Consider the following 4,073-nt stretch of genomic DNA (forward strand, 5'->3'; position numbering starts at 1 on the left):
ACCCGGACGCGGTCCGGGCGGCGCTCGACGCCATGGGCGCCGGTCCGGGCGGTGGCCCCGCTGACCAGGCCGACGTGTGGGTCGTGCCGGCCGGCCACCCGGTCCACGCCGCCGGCGGGTGGGTCCTCCGCCTCGAGGACGGCACCGACCGCGCCGGGCACGGACCGCTTCCGGCGTCGCTGCCGCTCGGCTACCACGATCTGGACCGGGAGGGGGCCACGGGCCCCGTCCGGGTTATCGTCACCCCGCCGGCGTGCCACCTCCCCGCCGGGCTGCGCACGTGGGGCTGGGCGGCGCAGCTCTACTCCGTGCGGTCGGAGGCGAGCTGGGGGGTCGGGGACCTCGGCGACCTCGCCGCCCTGGGCCGCTGGACACGGTCGCTGGGGGCGGGGGTGGTGCTGGTCAACCCGATCCACGCCGTGGCGCCGGGGGCGCCGCAGGAGGCCAGCCCGTACTTCCCGAGCAGCCGCTCGTTCCGTAACCCGCTGTACCTCCGGGTCGAGGAGGTCCCCGGCGCCCGCGGGGTCGCCGAGGTCGAGGAGGCGGCGCGGGCGGGGCGGGCCCTCAACGCCGCCCCGCTGATCGACCGGGACGAGGTCTGGGCGCTCAAGTCCCGCGCCCTGGAGGCCGTCTGGCGGGCGTCGGGGGCGCGGCAGGGGAGGGACGCCGGCTTCGCCCGGTTCAGCGCCCGGCGGGGGGCGGCCCTGGAGCGCTTCGCCGCCTTCTGCGCGATCAGCGAGGTGCACCCGGGCGGATGGCAGGAGTGGCCGGCGGAGCTGCACCGGCCCGACTCGCGGGCGGCGGCGTCGTTCGTGGCCGCCCACGCCGACCGGGTGCGGTACCACGCCTGGCTGCAAGGGCTGGTCGACGAGCAGCTGGAGCGGGCGGGGGCCGCGGTGGGGGTGGTGACCGACCTGGCCATCGGGGCCGACCCGGGTGGGGCAGACGCCTGGATGTGGCAGGACAGCCTGGCCGCGGGGGTCAGGGTGGGGGCGCCCCCCGACGAGTTCAACCTCTCCGGGCAGGACTGGGGCTTCCCGCCGTTCGATCCGTGGCGGCTGCGCGCCGCCCGCTTCGAGCCGTTCGTCGAGGTGGTGCGGGCCAGCCTGGCCCACGCCGGCGGCATCCGCATCGACCACGTGGCCGGCCTGTTCCGCCTGTACTGGATCCCGCCCGGTCTCGGCTCCGAACGCGGCCTGTACGTCCGCTACCCGTGGGAGGAGCTCCTCGCCATCCTGGCCCTGGAGAGCGTCCGGGCCGGGGCGTGGGTGGTGGGCGAGGACCTCGGGACCGTGGAGCCCCGGGTCCGGGAGGAGCTGGCCCGCCGCGACATCCTGTCGACGCGCGTGATGTGGTTCGAGGACGCCCCGCCGTCGGCCTATCCCGAGCGGTCGCTGGCGGTGGCGACGACCCACGACCTGCCCACGGTGGCCGGGGTGTGGACGGGCCAGGACCTGGCCGACCAGCGGGCCTGCGGCGTCGGGCCCGACCCCGGTGCCGCCGCCGGCATGAGGGACCGCCTGCAGCAGATGACCGGGCTGCCCGACGACGCCCCCGTCGGGGAAGTGGTGGCCGAGACCTACGCCCGGCTGGCCGAGGCGCCCAGCGCCGTCCTGCTGGCCGGCCTCGAGGACGCCCTCCTCGTGCCGTGGCGGCCCAACCTGCCGGGGACCGTGGCGGAGCGGCCCAACTGGTGCCGGGCCCTGCCCGAGCCCCTCGAGGCGCTGGTGGAGGACCCGCTGGCGCTGCGGCTGGCCGGCATCCTCCGCCGGGCCCGCACCGAGCCGGTCGAGGGACCGGCCGCACAGCCGACCGACGGAGAGCGCGACCCCTAGACCCCGAGCCGCTCCCGGGCCAGCTCGCGGAGCCGCCGGTAGTCGACTTTGCCGTTGGGCGCCCGGTTGACGCTGTCGATCGGCAGCACGCGACGGGGGGCCTTGTAGGCCGCCAGGCGGGAGCGGACGTGGGTGACGATCTCGTCCTCGCCCGCCTCCTGTCCCGGCCGGAGCTCGACGAGGGCGCAGATGGCCTCCCCGAAGCGCTCGTCGGGGACCCCGACGACGACGGCGTCGGCCACCGCCGGGTGCTCCTTGACCGCCTCCTCGACCTCCTCGGGGTACACCTTCTCCCCACCGGTGTTGATGCACACCGAGCCCCGCCCGAGCAGGCGCAGGGTGCCGTCCGCCTCGACCGTGGCGTAGTCACCGGGCACGGAGTAGCGCACGCCCTCGACGACGCGGAAGGTCGCCGCGCTCTTCTCCGGGTCCTTGTAGTAGCCGACCGGCACCCGGCCCCGGAGGGCCACCATGCCGATCTCCCCCGACCCGGGTGTCACGTCGCGTCCATCCTCGGTCAGCACGCGCGTGTTCTCCCCGACGAGGAACTTGGCGGTCTGCGACGTTCCCGCCGCGCTCGACAGGGAGGTGCCCATCCCGACCGCCTCCGACGACCCGAGCGAGTCGGCCAGGATCATCCCCGAGTGGTGGCGCAGCAGGCCCTGCTTGGTCTGCTCGCTCCACATCACCCCCGACGAGATGATCACGAACAACGACGAGATGTCCCATCTCCCCGGCGCGGCGTCGAGGGCGGCCAGGATCGGCTTGGCGAAGGCGTCACCGACGATCGACAACACGTTCACGCGCTCGGCCTGCACCGTGTCGAGCAGCTCGGCCACGTCGAACTTGCGGCCCTCCAGGGTCACGTCCGACCCGCCACTGGTCAGCGCGCCCATCGTCGTGAAGGCGCCGGTCCCGTGCATGAGCGGGCATGCTGGCAGGGTGACGCCCGCCGGGCCGTTGGCCAGCTCGGCGCGCAAGCCGTCGAGGCCGCGGTCCTCGGGAACCTTGCGCGGGGCGCCCGAGTTGAACAGGTAGAAGAGGTCGTCCTGGCGCCACATCACGCCCTTGGGCATCCCGGTGGTGCCGCCGGTGTACAGCATGTAGATGTCGTCCCCGCTGCGCCCCCACCGCGCCTCCACCCGGTCCCCGTGGGCGGCGGCCACGTCCTCGTAGGGCACCGCCCAATCGGGGCACGGACCGGAGCCGTCGTCGACCCACAACCAGCCCCGGATCCGCGGCAGCTTCCCGCGCAGCTCGTCGACCGTGTCGGCGAAGGCGCCGTGGAAGACGCCCGCCACCGCGTCAGCGTTGTCCCAGAGATAGTGCAGCTCGGTCGGCCCGTAGCGGTAGTTGGTGTTCACCGGGACCAGGCCCGCCTTGAAGACGGCGAACACCGACTCCATGTACTCCGGGCAGTTGTACATGTACTGCACGACCTTGTCCTGGCGCTCCACGCCCAGCCCGAGGAGCCACGCCGCCACCCCGTTGGCCCGGCGGTCGGTCTCGGCCCACGTGAAGCGCCGCTTTCCCTGCACCTGCGCCTGGGCGTCGGGGAGGGCGTCGGCCACGACCTCCCACACGTCGGCGAAGTTCCACCCGGTCGATCCCCCACTCATGGCCGGGGAGGTTACCGAGCGCGGTCGGTGCCGCCTCCCGGGACGGCAAACGCGCCCGGAGGGTGCAGCATCCGCCGCCGCCACCGGTATGGGGTCGCAAGCACGGCGCGGGGATAGTCCTCCCACATCCAGCGGGCGAAATTGGCCCGGGTCCACGCCGACAACCCGGCCGCCCGGACCGCGGCCCGGGCCCCCCGCGCCGAGCCCAGCTGGCGCGACAGCAGGGCGGCCAGGCGGTTGTCGCGGAGCAGACCGGCCGCCAGCTCGGCGGTGTAGGCGCGGGCCGCCCCCTCCGGGTCCCCGGGGCCGGCCCCGAGGATGCTGCGCGCCGCCGCGATCCCGCTCTCCAGGGCCTGGCCGATGCCCTCCCCGGTCATGGGGTCGGTGGCCCGGGCGGCGTCGCCGGCGAACAGCACCCGTCCTCCCATCCCGGTCAGCAGGGCCCGGTCCACGGTGGCGGGGATGGGCCAGGCCCGCACGGGGGCCTCGGGGCGGGCGTCCTCCCCGAGCACGGCCCGGATGTGGGGCCGGGCCAGCACCGCCTCCCACAGGGCGCCCATCGGCCCCGACCGCACGCCCGGGCGCCGGGGCACCCCGTAGCCGACGTTGGCCCGTCCCC

The 4,073-nt window shown here is 75.4% G+C and carries 3 protein-coding genes; 1 reads left to right on the forward strand and 2 read right to left on the reverse strand.

What is annotated here, in order from left to right; genetic code table 11:
* Nucleotides 1-1,835, forward strand: a 1,835-nt coding sequence (gene malQ, locus VFW24_09145) for a 4-alpha-glucanotransferase (GenBank protein HEX5266928.1), incomplete at its 5' end; no start/stop codon positions are given.
* On the opposite strand, the gene VFW24_09150 is transcribed toward malQ, so the two are convergent.
* Nucleotides 1,832-3,454: an acyl-CoA synthetase gene (locus VFW24_09150; protein HEX5266929.1), complete on the reverse strand. Its 1,623-nt coding sequence runs from the start codon at nucleotides 3,452-3,454 to the stop codon at nucleotides 1,832-1,834. The genes malQ and VFW24_09150 overlap by 4 nt on opposite strands.
* 11 nt (nucleotides 3,455-3,465) lie before the next feature.
* On the reverse strand, nucleotides 3,466-4,073 hold a 608-nt coding region (locus tag VFW24_09155), incomplete at its 5' end, for a hypothetical protein (GenBank protein ID HEX5266930.1).

The sequence above is a fragment of the Acidimicrobiales bacterium genome, from assembly GCA_036273495.1.
Taxonomy (GTDB): Bacteria; Actinomycetota; Acidimicrobiia; order Acidimicrobiales; family JAJPHE01; genus DASSEU01.